Origin of the sequence: Kitasatospora purpeofusca, from assembly GCF_036010405.1 — a bacterium.
Taxonomy (GTDB): Bacteria; Actinomycetota; Actinomycetes; order Streptomycetales; family Streptomycetaceae; genus Kitasatospora; species Kitasatospora purpeofusca.
Genome location: NZ_CP108561.1, coordinates 4,341,208 through 4,355,704, shown reverse-complemented (window position 1 = coordinate 4,355,704; position 14,497 = coordinate 4,341,208). Strand labels below are relative to the sequence as shown.

General features: G+C 74.0%; 14 protein-coding genes. 12 read left to right on the top strand and 2 right to left on the bottom strand.

Annotation, left to right across the window (positions count from 1 at the left end):
• The first annotated feature begins 226 nt into the window (after window positions 1-226).
• The 11 genes from OG715_RS19190 to htpX all read left to right on the top strand — a co-directional run bounded on the left by OG715_RS19190 (window position 227) and on the right by htpX (window position 11,385).
• The gene (locus OG715_RS19190) at window positions 227-643 is read left to right on the top strand and encodes an NADH-quinone oxidoreductase subunit A (protein ID WP_045937876.1); all 417 of its coding nucleotides are present in this window, start codon (window positions 227-229) and stop codon (window positions 641-643) included.
• The gene (locus OG715_RS19185; protein ID WP_266270011.1) at window positions 634-1,350 is read left to right on the top strand and encodes an NADH-quinone oxidoreductase subunit B; all 717 of its coding nucleotides are present in this window, start codon (window positions 634-636) and stop codon (window positions 1,348-1,350) included. The genes OG715_RS19190 and OG715_RS19185 overlap by 10 nt, the downstream gene beginning before the upstream one ends.
• Window positions 1,347-2,507: an NADH-quinone oxidoreductase subunit C gene (locus OG715_RS19180; RefSeq protein ID WP_266270010.1), complete on the top strand. Its 1,161-nt coding sequence runs from the start codon at window positions 1,347-1,349 to the stop codon at window positions 2,505-2,507. Before OG715_RS19185 ends, OG715_RS19180 begins: the two co-directional genes overlap by 4 nt.
• Entirely contained in the window at window positions 2,504-3,463 is a 960-nt protein-coding gene (nuoH, locus tag OG715_RS19175) for an NADH-quinone oxidoreductase subunit NuoH (protein WP_380383369.1), read from the top strand. Before OG715_RS19180 ends, nuoH begins: the two co-directional genes overlap by 4 nt.
• Window positions 3,460-4,017 (top strand): NuoI/complex I 23 kDa subunit family protein, encoded by a 558-nt coding sequence (locus OG715_RS19170; protein WP_266270009.1) that lies wholly within the window; start codon window positions 3,460-3,462, stop codon window positions 4,015-4,017. Before nuoH ends, OG715_RS19170 begins: the two co-directional genes overlap by 4 nt.
• Entirely contained in the window at window positions 4,014-4,709 is a 696-nt protein-coding gene (locus tag OG715_RS19165; RefSeq protein ID WP_266270008.1) for an NADH-quinone oxidoreductase subunit J family protein, read from the top strand. Before OG715_RS19170 ends, OG715_RS19165 begins: the two co-directional genes overlap by 4 nt.
• Window positions 4,709-5,104 carry an NADH-quinone oxidoreductase subunit NuoK gene (nuoK, locus tag OG715_RS19160; protein ID WP_266270007.1) on the top strand — a complete coding sequence of 132 codons (396 nt, stop codon included), beginning with the start codon at window positions 4,709-4,711 and terminating at the stop codon, window positions 5,102-5,104. Before OG715_RS19165 ends, nuoK begins: the two co-directional genes overlap by 1 nt.
• Window positions 5,101-7,152, top strand: a complete 2,052-nt coding sequence (locus tag OG715_RS19155; protein WP_266270006.1) for an NADH-quinone oxidoreductase subunit 5 family protein — start codon at window positions 5,101-5,103, stop codon at window positions 7,150-7,152. Before nuoK ends, OG715_RS19155 begins: the two co-directional genes overlap by 4 nt.
• Before the next feature lie 50 nt (window positions 7,153-7,202).
• Entirely contained in the window at window positions 7,203-8,759 is a 1,557-nt protein-coding gene (locus tag OG715_RS19150; RefSeq protein WP_266270005.1) for a complex I subunit 4 family protein, read from the top strand.
• A 2-nt stretch (window positions 8,760-8,761) separates the two neighbouring features.
• The gene (locus OG715_RS19145; RefSeq protein ID WP_266270004.1) at window positions 8,762-10,372 is read left to right on the top strand and encodes an NADH-quinone oxidoreductase subunit N; all 1,611 of its coding nucleotides are present in this window, start codon (window positions 8,762-8,764) and stop codon (window positions 10,370-10,372) included.
• Window positions 10,373-10,524: 152 nt separating this feature from the next.
• Window positions 10,525-11,385 carry a zinc metalloprotease HtpX gene (gene htpX / locus OG715_RS19140; RefSeq protein WP_266270003.1) on the top strand — a complete coding sequence of 287 codons (861 nt, stop codon included), beginning with the start codon at window positions 10,525-10,527 and terminating at the stop codon, window positions 11,383-11,385.
• A 27-nt stretch (window positions 11,386-11,412) separates the two neighbouring features.
• On the opposite strand, the gene OG715_RS19135 is transcribed toward htpX, so the two are convergent.
• Window positions 11,413-12,882, bottom strand: a complete 1,470-nt coding sequence (locus OG715_RS19135; RefSeq protein WP_266270002.1) for an aminotransferase-like domain-containing protein — start codon at window positions 12,880-12,882, stop codon at window positions 11,413-11,415.
• On the opposite strand from OG715_RS19135, the gene OG715_RS19130 reads away from it, so the two are divergent.
• A complete protein-coding gene (locus OG715_RS19130; protein ID WP_266270000.1) occupies window positions 12,881-13,867 on the top strand; it encodes a DMT family transporter in 987 nt (328 codons plus the stop codon). The two genes, OG715_RS19135 and OG715_RS19130, sit on opposite strands and share 2 nt — an antisense overlap.
• A 51-nt stretch (window positions 13,868-13,918) precedes the next feature.
• Here OG715_RS19130 and OG715_RS19125 read toward each other — a convergent pair whose 3' ends face one another.
• On the bottom strand, window positions 13,919-14,392 hold the full coding sequence (locus OG715_RS19125; protein WP_323182138.1) for a DUF7144 family membrane protein: 474 nt from the start codon (window positions 14,390-14,392) through the stop codon (window positions 13,919-13,921).
• Window positions 14,393-14,497: the final 105 nt, after the last annotated feature.

The window sequence follows — 14,497 nt, the reverse complement described above, 5'->3', positions numbered from 1 at the left end:
GGGGTTATCCCCACCCCGGTCCCGGGCGCCCGGGTGACGGCGGGGTGACCGCCGCGTTCCGCCGGATGTCCACCGGCCGTCCATCGGATGTCTTGCGGACCGGGCAGGATGCCGGGCACGGGGGCGGTGCACTTAGACTCACGCACTGGCGATGGTTATGAGCGTGTAAAGGAACGTCGTAGAACCGCCCCGAGGGCGGGTTCCGCGGCCGATGTGGAGGCGAGGCATGGTGGGGCAGCAGGCGGCTGCGGTCGCGGCCGACCCGGCGGCCGGCAGCGGTTACTTCGACGCGTACGCCGCGATGGGCCTGCTCGCCGTCGTCGGCGTGCTCTTCGTGACGGTGGCGTTCACCGCCAACCGACTGCTCCGGCCGGTGGTGTACTCGCCGGAGAAGCTCCTCGCCTACGAGTGCGGCGTGGACCCGGTGGGGGAGGACTGGGCGCACACCCAGGTCCGCTACTACGTCTACGCCTTCCTGTACGTGATCTTCGCGGTCGACGCGATCTACCTGTTCCCGTGGGCGACCGTCTTCGCCTCCGCCGGGTACGGCGCCGGGACGCTGGTCGAGATGTTCGTCTTCATCGGCTTCCTCGCGGTCGGCCTGCTCTACGCCTGGAAGAAGGGCGTTCTCGAATGGACGTGACGCACAGCCACGCGCAGGGGCACCCGCACGGGCACGGCGCCGCCGGCGGTCCGGTTCCGCTGGGCGTGCCGGACCCGTCGAACCCCGGTGCCGCCGTGGAGCGGCGCGGCATCGGCCCGCTGGCCCGGCTCGCGCCGGACCCGGTCAAGGTGGTGCTCAACTGGGGGCGGCGCTACAGCCTCTGGTGCTTCAACTTCGGCCTCGCCTGCTGCGCGATCGAGTTCATCGCGGCGTCGATGGCCAAGCACGACTTCATCCGGATGGGTGTCATTCCCTTCGCGCCGGGCCCCCGGCAGGCCGATCTGATGATCGTCTCGGGGACGGTGACCGACAAGATGGCGCCCGCCGTGAAGCGCCTCTACGAGCAGATGCCCGAGCCGAAGTACGTCATCTCCTTCGGCGCCTGCTCCAACTCCGGCGGCCCGTACTGGGACTCCTACTCCGTCACCAAGGGCGTCGACCAGATCATCCCGGTCGATGTCTACGTGCCCGGCTGCCCGCCTCGGCCCGAGGCGCTGCTCCAGGGCATCCTCAAGCTCCAGGAGAAGATCGCCGCCGAGTCCCTGCCCGACCGCTACGCCGCGCCCGTGTCGGCGCTGCGGCGTCCGCCGGTGCCCGGGCCGGAGGCTGTCGCGAGCACGCGTGGCAGCGGTACCGACAGCGGTACGGCCGGGGGCCCCGGAACCGTCGAGGGAGGGGTCTCGTGACCACGGCCGAGCAGTACGCGGCGTCGGTCGGGGAGTGGGCGACCGGCGCCGAGGCATACGGGCTGATCACCGTCGACGTGCCCGCCGAGCACTGGATCGAGGCGCTCACCTCGGCCCGGGACACCCTCGGCCTGACCTTCTTCGACTGGCTCAGCGCCGTCGACGAGCTCGCCGACGGCTTCTCGGTGGTCGCCCACCTCGCCGCCGTCGACGCCCCCGGCGTGCGCCACCTGGCGGTGCGCACCCGGGTGCCCCGGGCCGGGGCCGCGCTGCCGACCGCCGTCGCCGTGTACGCCGGGGCCGCCTGGCACGAGCGCGAGACGCACGAGATGTTCGGCATCGACTTCCCCGGGCACCCCCACCTGGTCACCCTGCTGCTCCCGGACGGCTTCGAGGGGCACCCGCTGCGCAAGGAGTTCGTGCTCGCGGCGCGGGTCGCCAAGGCCTGGCCGGGTGCCAAGGAGCCGGGCGAGTCCGAGGGCGACGGGCCGGCGAGGCGCAAGATGCAGCCGGCCGGGGTGCCGGACCCGAACGAGTGGGGGCCGCTCAAGGGCACCCTGCCGCCGGTGGCCGAGCGTCCTGCCAGGGCTGCCAGGGCCGCCGGCGCGGCCCGGACGCCGCGGGCCGCCGCGGGTGCGGCCGGTGCCGCCGGTGCGGCGGGTGCGGCGGGTGCGGCGGGTGCCGAGAGCGCTGCCGGGGCCGAGGGCGCTGCCGCGGTGCGGGCGGACCGTCCGCGTCGGACCAGGTCGGTCTCCGACGGGTCGACGAGCCAGGCGGGCGCCGCTGCCGAGGGTGTCGCCGCCGTGGACGACGCTGCCGCGCCGCCGGTACGGGCGGACCGTCCCCGGCGGACCAGGTCGGTGTCCGACGGCTCGGTGAGCCAGGCGGAGGCCGGTGCGGCCGCCGCTGCCCCGGAGCCCGGGCCCGCGCGGACCGCGCCGTCCCGGACGCAGTCCTCCGACGCGCCCTGGCACAACCCGGTACCGGCCCACGACGGGCCTGCGGACGAGGCGAAGGCGGCTTCGGACGAGCGCGCCGCTGAGCCCGCCGAGCCTTCGGACGGGCCCGCCGAGCCCTCGGACGGGACCGCCGCCGGGGAGCGGAAGACGAGCGAGCCGCCGGCCGGGTCGGCCGGCCAGGACGGAGACGGCGCGTGAACCTGCTCGACACGGTGCTGCGCTGCGTCGCCACGCTGGTCGTCTTCCTCACCCTCCCCCTGGTCATCGGCCAGACCGAGCACAAGGTGATGGCGCACATGCAGGGCCGGCTCGGCCCGATGTACGCCGGTGGCTTCCACGGCTGGGCGCAGCTGATCGCGGACGGGGTGAAGTTCGCGCAGAAGGAGGACATCGTCCCGGCCGGGGCCGATCGCCGGATCTTCCAGCTGGCCCCCGCCGTCTCGCTGCTGCCGTACCTCTTCGTGCTGCTGGCGATCCCGGTCGGCCCGGACGGCTTCGTCGGGCAGGCGATCGACGCCGGCCTGTTCTTCGTGCTGGCCGTCATGGGTGTCGGTGTGATCGGCAAGCTGATGGCGGGCTGGGCCTCGGCCAACAAGTTCTCGCTGCTCGGCGGTCTGCGCACGGCCGCGCAGCTGATGTCCTACGAGCTGCCGATGGTGCTCGCCGCGGCCTCGGTCGCGATGGCCGCCGGGACGCTCTCGCTGCCCGGGATCGTGGACGCCTGGCAGTGGTACTGGATCCCGTGGCAGATCATCGGCGCCTTCGTGTTCTTCACGGCCGGTCTGGCCGAGCTGCAGCGCCCGCCGTTCGACATGCCGGTCGCCGATTCGGAGATCATCTTCGGCGCGTACACCGAGTACACCGGTCTGCGCTTCGCGCTGTTCCTGCTCTCCGAGTACGTGGGCATCCTGGTGGTCTCCGCGCTGACCGCGGTGCTGTTCCTCGGTGGCTGGCACGGCCCGCTGCCGGACCAGCTCGGCTGGCTGTGGACCCTGCTGAAGACCTTCGCGCTGGCCTTCGTGGTGATCTGGCTGCGGGTCACCTACCCCCGGCTGCGCGAGGACCAGCTGATGCGCTTCGCGTGGACGGTGCTGATCCCGCTCGCCCTCGTCCAGCTGGCCCTCACCGGCATCATCAAGGTGGCGATCTCATGAGTTTCCCCGGTGCGGGCCTGGCCAAGGGCCTGGCCGTCACCCTGCGGACGATGACGAGGAAGACCGTCACCGCGCAGTACCCCGACACGCAGCCCGCGCTCCCGCCCCGTTCGCGCGGGGTGATCGCGCTGCTGGAGGAGAACTGCACGGTCTGCATGCTCTGCGCCCGTGAGTGCCCGGACTGGTGCATCTACATCGACTCCCACAAGGAGACGCTGCCGGCCGCCGACCCGAACGCGCGCGCCCGCACCCGCAATGTGCTGGACCGGTTCGCCATCGACTTCTCGCTCTGCATGTACTGCGGGATCTGCATCGAGGTGTGCCCGTTCGACGCGCTGTTCTGGTCGCCCGAGTTCGAGTACGCGGAGACCGACATCCTGGAACTGACCCACGAGCGGGACCGGCTCCGGGAGTGGATGTGGACGGTGCCGGTGCCGCCGGCGCTGGACCCGGCGGCCGAGGAGCCCAAGGAGATCGCCACCGCGCGGAAGGCCGCCGACAAGCTCGCGGCGGCCGCCGCCGCGGCTCTCGAACAGGGGGGTGACGCGCAGTGAGCGCCGCCGCCCTGCTCGCCGCGACCGGGCCGCTGGACCCGGCCGCGCGCTCCTTCCTCTCCCCGACCGGGGTGGAGATCGTCTTCCTGCTGGTCGGCATCGCCGTGCTCGGCTCGGCCGTGGTCGCCGTGACCACCAGGCAGCTGGTGCACGCCGCGCTGTGGCTGGTCGCCGCGCTCGGCGGGCTGGCGGTGGAGTTCCTGCTGCTCACCGCCGAGTTCATCGCCTGGGTCCAGGTGCTGATCTACCTCGGCTCGGTGGTCGTGCTGGTGCTGTTCGGACTGATGCTCACCAAGGCGCCGATCGGGCGCTCGCCGGACGCCGACTCCAACAACCGCTGGGTCGCCCTGGTGGTCGCGCTGGCCTCGGCCGGGACCCTGGTGACGCTGGTCGTGGACGCCTTCCGGACGTCCTGGATCGACCTCGGCGCGGGCGGCGGCTCGGCCGCGGTGACCGGGGCCAGCCTGTTCCGCACCTGGGTGCTGCCCTTCGAGGCGCTCTCGGTGCTGCTGCTGGCCGCGCTCGTCGGGGCCATCGTGCTGTCGCGCGGTGCGGGCCGGCGGGTCCCGGTGCCCCGGGCCGGGCGGATCCGGGCCGGCCGCCCGGTGGGCTCCAACGGGACGGTCGCCCAGCGGGCGGCCGCCGCGCCCGCCGCCGAGGCCCCCGAGACCGCTCCGGCGGAGGAGAGCTGATGCACCTCGCCTACCCCGTCGTCCTCGCCGCGCTGCTGTTCAGCGTCGGCGTCTACGGCGTCCTCGCCCGGCGCAACGTGATCCTGGTGCTGATGTCCGTCGAGCTGATGCTCAACGCCGTCAACCTCAACCTGGTCGCCTTCGACGCCTGGCTGCGCGACTCGCTGCACGCCGGCCAGGCGCTGACCCTGTTCACCATCACGATCGCCGCCGCCGAGATCGGGCTCGGGCTCGCCATCGTCCTGCTGCTCTTCCGGGCCCGGGGCACGGCGGACATCGACCGGGTCACCGCGCTCGGCGACCCGGCCGAATCCACCGCCGATGTCGACGAGGTGCCGGTCGGGACCGGGACATCGGTCGGGACCGAGGCGCTGAAGGGCCGGTCCGCCGCATGAACCTCGCCCTGCCCGTCCTCGTCCCCGCCCTGCCCGCGCTCGGCGCGGCCGCCACCCTGGCCGTCGGCCGCCGCTCCCCGGGCCTGGCCCGGCCGCTGGCGATCGTGCCGGTCGCGGTCTCGGCCGTGCTCGCCCTGGTGGTCGCGATCCAGCTCGGCACCGGCCAGGTGCTGGACGCCGCCACCCGGCTCACCCCGACCGGCGGCCCGGAGATCTCGCTCGCGATCCACCTGGACGGCTACAGCTCGCTGATCTCGGTGCTGGTCGGCCTGGTCGCCACCTGCGTCCAGGTCTACTCGACCGCCTACCTCAAGGACGATCCGCGCTACCCCTCGTACGCGGCGCTGGTCTCGCTGTTCACGGCGGCGATGTTCCTGGTCGTGTACTCCGGCGACCTGATCGTGCTGCTGGTCGGCTGGGAGGTCATGGGCATCTGCTCGTACTTCCTGATCGGCCACCACTGGGAGACCGAGGACGCCCGCTCCGCCTCGCTGAAGGCCTTCCTGGTCACCAAGCTGGGCGACGTGCCGTTCCTGTTCGGCATCTTCCTGCTCGGCGCCGACGCCGGCAGCTTCCGGATCGAGGACGTGCTGCGGGCCGCCGGCGACGGGCAGCTCGGCCACCCGACACTGATCGCGCTGCTCCTGCTGGCCGGGGTGGCGGGCAAGAGCGCGCAGTTCCCGCTGCACACCTGGCTCCCGGACGCGATGGCCGGTCCGACGCCGGTCTCCGCCCTGATCCACGCGGCGACCATGGTCGCCGCCGGCATCTACCTGGTGGCCCGGCTGCTGCCGGTCTTCCTGCTGTCCGGGGCGGCGCTGGTGGTCCTGGCGGTGATGGCCGCCGTGACGATGATCGGCTCGGCGCTCTGCGCGCTGGCCCAGGACGACCTCAAGCGGGTGCTCGCCTACTCGACCGTCGGCCAGCTCGGCTACATGGCGGGCGCGCTCGCCAGCGGCGACCGCGAGGCCTCGGTCTTCCACCTGGTCAGCCACGGCGCGTTCAAGGCGCTGCTGTTCCTCGCCGCCGGTGTGGTGATCCACGCCGCGCACACCAACTCGATCTCGGCGATGTCCAGGATCCCCGGGCTGCGCAAGCGCGTCCCGGACGCCTACTGGACCATGGCCATCGCGCTGGTCGCCCTGATCGGCCTGCCGCCGTTCTCCGGCTTCTTCAGCAAGGAGGCGGTGCTGACCGCCGCCGAGCACGCCGCCAACGGCGAGGCGCTGACCAACGGCCTCGGCCCGGCCTCGGCGGTGCCGCAGGCGGCCGGCTGGATCGTGCTGATCTCGGCCGGGCTCACCGCACTGCTCACGGCGGCGTACGCGGCCAGGCTCTTCCTGGTGGCCTTCCACAGCCCGGCGGGCGCCGCGGTGCCCGCTGCCGCAGCGGCGCCCGGGCTGTCGGCCGCCGCCGACCACGAGCCCGACGCGCCGTACTCGCCCGAGCCGGACGAGGCCGACCCGGCCGTCGCCGAACCGCCCGCGATGCGCTGGCCGCTGTGGGTGCTGGCCGTCCCGACCATGGGCTTCGGCATCGCCGGCCTGCGCTCGGACTGGCTGCCCGCGCTGCTGGACGGCGGCTCGCTGAAGCCCTCCGCGGTCACCGCCGTCACCGGTACCGGCCTGGCCGTGGTCGGCGTACTGCTCGCCTACGGCGCCTGGCGCTCGGCCACCGCCCGGGTCACCGACGGCCTGCCCGCCCCGGCGGAGCACGGCCGGGTGCCCGAGCAGGCCGGAGCCCCGGCCGCCGAGGTGATCGTCGCCGATCCCGGGCGCGCCCTGCTGGGCCCGCTGTTCGGCCCGGCCCGGCACGGCTTCGGCGTCGACCGGCTCTACAGCGCGCTGTTCGTCCGCCCGGTGGAGGCCGCGGCCCGGCTCGTCCGCTTCCTCGACCGCGAGGTCGTGGAGACGTACGTGCGCGGCAGCGGTGCCGGGGCCGACCTGCTCGGCCGGGTCGTCCGGCTGGCGCAGACCGGCAACGCGCAGACCTACCTCAGCGCGCTGCTCGCCGGTGTCGTCCTGCTGGCCGTCCTGGTGGCGGTGTAGCCGATGCCGTACCTCCCGTCCTCGCCCGCGGCTGTTACTAGGAGCGCCCGATGAACGCGGTCCTCATCGCCCTCCTGGTGCTGCCGCTGCTCGGCGCCGCGCTCACCCTGGCCCCGGTGTTCGGCCCGGACCCGGCCGCCGCCGACCGGAGGGCGCTGCGCTTCGGCACGGTGCTGACCGGCGCCGTCCTGGTGCTCACCGTCGCCCTGGCGGCCGGCTTCGACCACGACCAGCCCGCCCGGATGCAGGCCACCACCGACGTGGCCTGGATCCCGGCCATCGGGGTGCGCCTCCACCTCGGGGTGGACGGCGTCTCGCTGCCGCTGCTGGTGCTGACCTCGCTGCTCACCTTCCTCTGCGCGCTGTACTCGGAGCGGCGGCTGCCGTCCGGCGAGGGCGTGCCCTCGGCCCGGTCCTTCGTCGGGCTGTTCCTCCTCCTCGAAGTGGGCATGCTGGCCACCTTCGCGGTGCTGGACCTGGTGCTCTTCTTCCTGGCCTTCGAGATCGTGCTGATCCCGATGTACTTCCTGATCGCCCGCTGGGGGAGCGGCGCCAAGGTGCCGGCCGCGAACCGGTTCATCCTGTACACGCTGCTCGGCTCGGCCGTGATGCTGCTCGGCTTCCTGCTGGTCGGCCTCAAGGCGGGCACCTTCGACATGCAGGCCCTCGCCGCCGCCCGCGGCTCCGGCCTGAGCCACTCCACCCAGGTGATCGCCGCGCTGGCGATCATGGTCGGGCTCGCGGTCAAGGCCCCCGCCTGGCCGCTGCACAGCTGGCTCCCGGACGCGCACACGGCCGCCCCGACGGTGGGCTCCGTCCTGCTCGCCGGCGTGCTGCTGAAGATGGGCACCTACGGCCTGGTCCGCGTCCTCCTCCCGGTCGTCCCGGACGGCACCACGACGCTCGCCCCCTACCTGGGCGCGTTCGCCGCCGTCGGCATCGTCTACGGCTCGCTGGCCTGTCTCGCCCTGGCCCGGACCGGTGCCAAGGGCGACCTCAAGCGCCTGATCGCCTACTCCTCCGTCGGCCACATGGGCTTCGTCCTGCTGGGCATCGCCTCCCTCACCCCGGTGGGGGTCAACGGCGCGCTGTTCGCCAACATCGCGCACGGCCTGATCACCGGCCTGCTGTTCTTCGTGGTCGGGGCGCTCAAGGACCGCTACGGCACGGCGGACCTCGACACCCTGGCCGGTGCCACCGGCGGCGCCCTCTACGGGCGGGCGCCCCGGCTCGGCGCGCTGCTCGCCTTCGCCGCCGTCGCCAGCCTCGGCCTGCCGGGCCTGGCCGGCTTCTGGGGCGAGCTGCTCGCGATGTTCGGCGCGTTCGACCCGGCCGAGGGCCTCTCGCGCCCCGCGTTCGTCACCTACATGGTCCTGGCCGGTCTCGGCACCCTCCTCACCGCCGCCTATCTGCTGATCGTGGTCAGGCGCGTCTGCATGGGCGACCCGAAGCAGCCCGCGCCGGTGGCGGAGCTCGCCGACCTCCGCCCCTACGAGGCCGTCAGCTGGACGCCGCTGGCCGCCCTCACCCTGCTCGCCGGCCTCTGGCCCGCGCTCCTGCTCGGCCTCTCCGACCCCGCCGTCAAGCACCTGCTCGGCGGTGGCTGACCATGCTCGGCACCGCACTCGGATCTCACTCCACGGGGCAGACCACTGTGACCTCCCTCGCCGTCGCCAACCCGGGCAGCCTGATCCAGTCCGTGGACTGGCTGGCGATCGCGCCCCCGCTGATCGCCGCGCTGGCCGCCCTCGCCGTGCTGGTCACCGACCTCTTCCTGCCCGCGCGGCACAAGCGCTGGCTGGGCCGGCTCACCGCCGCCGGACTCGCCCTGGCCATCGTCTCGCTCCTTCCGCTCACCGGCGGATCACCCCGAGCCACCTTCTGTGCGCAGAACGTAACAGGAGCCACTGACAACGCAGGCTGCTCCTACGTCGCCGACCACTTCGCGCTGGTCTTCCAGCTGCTGGCGCTCGGCGGCGCGCTGATCGCCGCCCTGCTGTCCGCCCACACGGTGGAGCGCGAGGAGCTGCCCGGCGGCGAGTACTGGTTCCTGCTGCTCTCCAGCGCCACTGGCGCCGCGCTGCTGCCCGCCTCCCGCGACCTCGCCACCCTGGTGATCGCCCTGGAAGTGGCCTCGCTGCCCGCCTTCGCCCTGGTCGCGCTGCGCCGGGACGGCCGGGGCGCCGAGGCCGCGCTCAAGTTCTTCCTGTCCTCCGTCACCGCGACCGCCGTGATGCTGCTCGGCATCGGCTTCGTCTACGCGGCGAGCGGCAGCCTGCACCTGGGCGCCGTCGCCACCGGACTGGAGCACGCCCCCGCGCAGCTGAAGCCGCTGGCCGAGGCGGGAGCCGTGCTCACGCTGGCCGGCTTCGCCTTCAAGGTCGCCGCCGTGCCGTTCCACTTCTGGGTGCCGGACACCTACACCGGCGCCCCGCTGCCGGTGGCCGGCTACCTCTCGGTGGTCGGCAAGGCGGCCGGTCTGGCCGGACTGGCGCTGGTCACCACCATCGCCTTCCGCCCGTACGCGCACACCTGGGGCCTGGTGCTCGCGGTGCTGGCCGCCGTCACCATGACGGTCGGCAACGCGGGCGCGCTGCGCCAGCGCTTCGACACCCGGTACAGCGCGGTCCGGCTGCTCGCCTGGTCCTCGGTGGGCCAGGCCGGCTACCTGCTGGTGCCGCTGGCCGCGGCCGGCTACGCGCCGACCACGACCGATCCGCTGGGCGCCACCGCCGCGTACGCGCTGATCTACGGCGTGGTCAACCTGGGCGCCTTCGGCGTGGTGGCGGCGGTCGGCCGCCGTTCCGAGGCCGGCGTGGACGACTTCCGCGGGCTGTTCGCCCGGCGCCGCTGGACGGCGCTGGCGCTGGCGTTCTTCCTGCTCTGCCTGGCCGGGCTGCCGCCGGGCGTGATCGGCCTGTTCGGCAAGGTCGTGGTGTTCCGGGCCGCCGTCGACGCCGGGCTGGGCTGGCTGGCCGTGGTGATGGCCGTCAATGTGGTTGTCGCGCTGTACTACTACCTGCGCTGGACCGCCGTGCTGTTCGCCCCGGCCCCGGAGGCGGCCCCCGCGGAAGGGGCGGGGGAGCGCGCGGCCGCGGCCCCCGAGCGGCGCCTGCCGGTGTCGCTGACCGCCACCCTGGGCCTCACCGCCTCGGTCGCGGTGGTGCTCTCGGTGGCCCCGCAGCTGGTGCTCCAGGTGGTCGGCGGTTCGCTGTTCTGAACCCCGCCCGGCGGACGCGCCGGGACGGGGCCGCGTCCCCCGGTCGGGTGTCATGCCGGTCACAAGGGAACAAGGCCCCGGCCCCCACCCGTTGACCGGGCAGGAGGGACGAGGCAGAAAGGGCTTCCCCACGCACCATTGGAGGGCCACCCGTGCATCGCCGGCACAACGGACTGAGGACCGCCGCCCTGCTCGGGGGCCTCTCGGCGCTGATCCTGGTGATCGGCTCCTTCTTCGGCCGTACGGGCTTCGTGATCGCCCTGCTGGTCGCCCTCGGCACCAACGCCTACGCCTACTGGAACAGCGACAAGCTCGCCCTGCGCGCGATGCGGGCCCGTCCGGTGAGCGAGATCGAGGCGCCGCGGCTGTACCGGATCGTCCGGGAGCTCTCCACCTCGGCGCGCCAGCCGATGCCCCGGCTCTACATCTCGCCGACCCCGGCCCCGAACGCCTTCGCCACCGGCCGCAACCCGCGCAACGCGGCGGTCTGCTGCACCGACGGCATCCTGCAGCTGCTCGACGAGCGCGAGCTGCGCGGAGTCCTCGGCCACGAGCTGAGCCACGTCTACAACCGGGACATCCTGATCTCCTCGGTGGCCGGCGCGCTCGCCTCGGTGGTGATGTTCCTGGTGAACTTCGCCTGGCTGATCCCGTTCGGCCGGGGTGACGACGACGACGGCCCGGGCCTGTTCGGGCTGCTCGCGATCATGATCCTCGGCCCGGTCGCCGCCTCGCTGATCCAGCTGGCGGTCAGCCGCTCCCGGGAGTACCAGGCCGACGCCGACGGCGCCCGGATCACCGGCGACCCGCTGGCCCTGGCGAGCGCGCTGCGCAAGCTGGACGCGGGCACCCGGCAGCTGCCGCTGCCGCCGGAGCCGCAGATCAAGACCGCCAGCCACATGATGATCGCCAGCCCGTTCCGGCCGGGCGAGGCCGGTACGAAGCTGTTCTCGACCCACCCGCCGATGGCCGAGCGGATCGCCCGGCTGGAGCGGCTGGCCGGCCACCGGTAGCGGTACCGGACGAGGTCGAGGCCGCCGTCAGCCCGTCGTGACCTCGTCCAGGACCGCCCGGAGCCGGTGGATCCCCTCCACCACCTGGGCGGAGGTCTCGGCGGCGGCGTAGCTGAGCCGCAGATTGGCGGCCGGCGGTTCGGCCGCGTGGTACGGGCGGCCGGGGGTCACCTGGACACCGGCCCGCATGGCGGCGGCGGTGAGCACACCGTCGTCGACGCCCTCGGGCAGCCGCAGCCACAGGTGGTAGCCGCCGGGGCGGTAGCTGCCGAGCACGCCCGGGAGCTCGCGGTGCAGGGCGGCGACGGCGGCGGTGCGGCGGTTGCGCAGCTCGGTGCCGAGCGCGCGCAGATGACGGGCCCAGCCCGGGTCGGCGACGAGTTCCAGCGTCGCCTCCTGGAGCGGCCGGGGCACGAAGAAGCTGTCCACCACCTGGGTGGCCCGCAGCCGGGCCAGGGCCGGGCCGCGCGCGGTGAGGGCGCCGACCCGCAGGTTGGGCGAGGCGGCCTTGGTGAGCGAACGCAGGTGCACCACCACCCCGTCGCGGTCGTCGGCGGCGAGCGGCCGGGGCAGGGCGGGGGCGTCCGCGTGGACCAGCAGCCGGGAGAAGTCGTCCTCGACGACGAAAGCCCCGGCCGCCCGGGCGATCCGGAGCACCTCGGCCCGGCGCTCGGGGGAGAGCACCGCGCCGGTCGGGTTCTGGAACAGCGGCTGGCAGACGAAGACCCGCGCCCTGGTGGCCTCGAAGGCGTCCGCCAGCAGGTCGGTGCGGACGCCGTCGGCGTCGACCGGCACCGGGACGGGCCGCAGTCCGGCCGCCCGGACCACCGCCAGGATGCCCGGGTAGGTCGGCGACTCCACCAGGACCGGTGCGCCGGGCGCGGCGAGGGAGCGCATCGCCACTGTGAGGCCGCTCTGCCCGCCGGAGGTGAGCAGGACGTCCCCGGTGGCGATCGGCCCGTCGTGGCCGCCGATGTCGCGGGCGAACCAGCCGCGCAGCTCGGTGAGGCCGTCGGTGGGCGGGCGCTCCCAGGCTCCGGGGCGGCGTCCGGCCCGGGCCAGGGCGGCGGCGAGCAGCCGTTCGGGCAGCAGGGAGGCGTGCGGGTAGCCGCTGTTGAGGTCGATGACGTCGGGCGGCGGTACCCGCAGGGTGGCGAACACCGGGGCGGCCAGCAGGTCGCGCGGTCCGCCCTCGCTGCTGAGGGCGATCTCCTGCCAGGAGAGGTCGCCGGGGCGGGCGGTAGCGGACGGGGCCCGGCGGCCGCCGGTCGCGGGGCCGGTCGTGAAGGGCGCCGCGCGGAACACCCCGGCGCCCGGGCGGGAGACGACGAGCCCCTCGGCGGAGAGCACGGCGATGGCGCGGGAGACCGTGCCCGGGCTGACCTGGTGGCGTTCCATCAGGGCCCGGCTCGACGGCAGCTTCCGTCCTTCCGGGTAGCGCTCGACTTCTCGCCGCAGACTGTCGGCGAGTTCGGTCACACTGCTACGCTCACTCATGAGAGTACAAGATAGCGCTACCCTCCGTTCGGCGATAGCGGACCGGCCCGCTACGGCGCGTACGACGGCCCCGGCCGCTGCAGAGGCGACCGCGCCGCCGAAGGCCGCACCCGGGACGGGGGGCTCCGCCGGTACCGCGCAGGCCGCCCTGGGTGTCCTCTGCTTCTCCTTCAGCTTCCCCGCCACCGCCTGGGCGCTGACCGGCTTCGGCCCCTGGACCGCGACCGGCCTGCGCGGAGTGCTCGCCGGAGTGCTCGCCGCGCTCTGCCTGGCCGCGGCCCGCGTCCCACTGCCCGAGCGGCGGCACTGGCCCGGCCTGCTGGTGGTCTCGGCGGGCTGCGTCCTCGGCTTCCCGCTGCTCACCACGCTGGCCCTGCGCACCTCCTCGACCGCCCACTCGGCGGTCGTCATCGGAGTGCTGCCGCTGGCCACCGCGGCCGTCGCCGCGCTCCGGGCCGGCCGCTCCGGCGCCCGGCCGTCCCGGCTCTTCTGGGGCGCGGCCCTGGCCGGGGCGGTGGCCGTGCTCGGCTTCACCCTGCTGCAGAGCCACGGGCGGCCCGGCCTCGCCGACCTGTACCTGTTCGCGGCGCTGCTGGTCTGCGCGGCCGGGTACGCGGAGGGCGGGCGGATCTCCCGGGAGCTGCCCGGCTGGCAGGTGATCGGCTGGGCGGTGGTCGCGGCGCTGCCGGTCACCGTGCTGACCACGGCGCTGGCGCTGCCCGCCGAGCCGGTGGAGTTCGGCGGGAAGGCGCTGGCCGGACTGGCGTACACGGCGGTGGTGTCGCAGTTCGGCGGGTTCGTGGTCTGGTACCGCGGGATGGCGGCGATCGGCGTGCCGAGGGCGAGCCAGCTCCAGCTGGCGCAGCCGCTGCTGACGCTGATCTGGTCGGTGCTGCTGCTCGGCGAGGTGCTGCCGGCCGCCGCGCCGGTGACGGCGGTGGTGGTGCTGCTCTGCATCGCGCTCACCCAGCGGGCGCGGGCGTGACGCGTGGTGGTCCGGACCCGGGCGGGGTCCGGACCACCACGGTCGGCGGGATCAGTGCCCGGCGGCGTCGGGCTTGTGGATGCACAACGCCCAGATGATGAAGACGTCCAGCGCGATCACCACGATGGACCAGCCCGGGTAGTACGGCATCGCCAGGAAGCTGTCGACGGCGCTCACCGCGGTGAGCACGATACCGGCGTAGCGGGCCCAGGTGGCGCCCGTGAGGAGGAACGCGCCGACCAGCGCCACCAGCGCGCCGACGACGATGTGGATCCAGCCCCAGCCGGTGAGGTCGAACCGGAAGACGTAGCGGTCGGTGGTCAGGAAGACCTCGTCGTCGTGGACCGCCATGATGCCCCGCAGGACCTCCATGATGCCGTTGATCAGCATCAGGACACCCGCGAACACCACGAAGCCGGGCGCCCAGTCGCGGAACCCGCCGTGCGACGTCGGAGGCGGTTGGCCTGTGCCCGAGCGCCAGGGCGGGGGCTGGTCGGGAGGCGTGGACGACGTGCTGCTGCTCATGGATTCCTCCAGGACCGGACGCCGGGGCCGGACAAGCGCCCCGGACAGGTGTGCGGAGTGACGTACGGACTTCGACCGTCCGACCCCGCCCGCCTTCCGGCAACC